We start from the raw sequence: 1,264 nt of genomic DNA, 5'->3' as shown, positions 1-1,264 counted from the left end.
GTACAAAAAATGCGAAATTTCCTGTATGGTAAAGGTGATCAAACCATCAACCATGGAGGAAATTTCGCATGCAATCTCAGTTTATCAAAGATTTGATCACTTTACCAGACTTTCTTGTTCAAGGAGAACGAAAAGAGGAAGAACGATGGATTTTTGAACTTTCCCTCCCTCCTCATTGTCCGATCTGCCCGACTTGCTTCGGACGAACCATCAAAATGTCATCGAAACGAAAACAATGGATTCATGGCTATACAAATACGGTCGGTTTATTTTGGATTGAACTTCCCATAGAAAGACGGCGTTGCCAAGCCTGTTCTCTGACGTTCACCGTTTCTTATCCGGGACTTCCGTCTCACAGTATCGCGACGGAATCGTTTCAACAATGGGTCGCCCGGTTATGCATCGGAAAAACGATTCAAGAAGTCGCTCGCTTGTTACAACTCGCCTACACAACAGTAGAACGCTGGTTTTATCAATATGCCCCGGCTCTTTTGTCAACATCGAATCCTACAGTAGTATGTGTGGATGAATTCGCTTTCCGAAAGGGACATGATTACGGAGTAGCAGTGATGGACACACAGACTCGGAATGTCCTTTCCATTGCTTCTGGAAAAAATGAAGAAGCCATTGTGGAGGCGCTTCAACCCGTCGCCTCCAAAGTGAAGTATGTTATCAGCGACTTGGCTCCTGCCATGAGAAAAGCCATTGAAAAGGTATGTCCAAAAGCCGTTCACGTTCTTGACCACTTCCATGTGATTCAATTATTCACCGATGCACTGGAACGCTGTCGCAAATACCTTGCCAAAGGCGGAACCAAACATGGAAGCGTTCGCCGTGTGAGCCGATTGTTAAGCCAACGTCCAGAAAAATTAACAGAAGAAGAGAGGCAGGAAGTTCGACAATGGTGCCAAGAAAGTGCTTATTTACGTGATATCTATCAAGCACTTCAACATTTCCGTTACGTATCCAAAAGCCAAACAAGAAAGCAAGCCGAAACTCGTTTGACCCAATGGTTTGACCGGCACCTTTTTAGCGACTGTGCCGCCGTACGCAGTATTGCCAAGGCACTCATCACCCGAAGAGACGCAGTGCTTTCTTGCATCGTTTTTTCTTACTCAAATGGTCCAATGGAAGGAATCAACAACAAAATAAAATTGATCAAAAGGCGAGGATATGGGTATCGAAATATCCAGCGTTTTACTTTGCGTGTCCGTCTAGAGACCTCTATCACATTTTAACGTAAAAATCAAGTACATCTTTTGGT

At 44.2% G+C, this 1,264-nt stretch carries 1 protein-coding gene; it reads left to right on the top strand.

The features are described 5' to 3' along the window. The first annotated feature begins 68 nt into the window (after nt 1-68). Nucleotides 69-1,238, top strand: a complete 1,170-nt coding sequence (locus M4I42_RS16885) for an ISL3 family transposase (protein WP_268853191.1) — start codon at nt 69-71, stop codon at nt 1,236-1,238. Nucleotides 1,239-1,264 lie beyond the last annotated feature (26 nt).

This window comes from Anoxybacillus sp. J5B_2022 (genome assembly GCF_026847645.1).
Classification (GTDB): Bacteria; Bacillota; Bacilli; order Bacillales; family Anoxybacillaceae; genus Anoxybacteroides.
The sequence above is the reverse complement of the archived record's forward strand: the minus strand, read 5'-3'. Positions and strand labels throughout refer to the sequence as shown.

Excerpts from the sequence above, each read along its gene's own strand:
- M4I42_RS16885 (WP_268853191.1), top strand. The coding sequence starts at position 69 with ATGCAATCTCAGTTTATCAAAGATTTGATCACTTTACCAGACTTTCTT.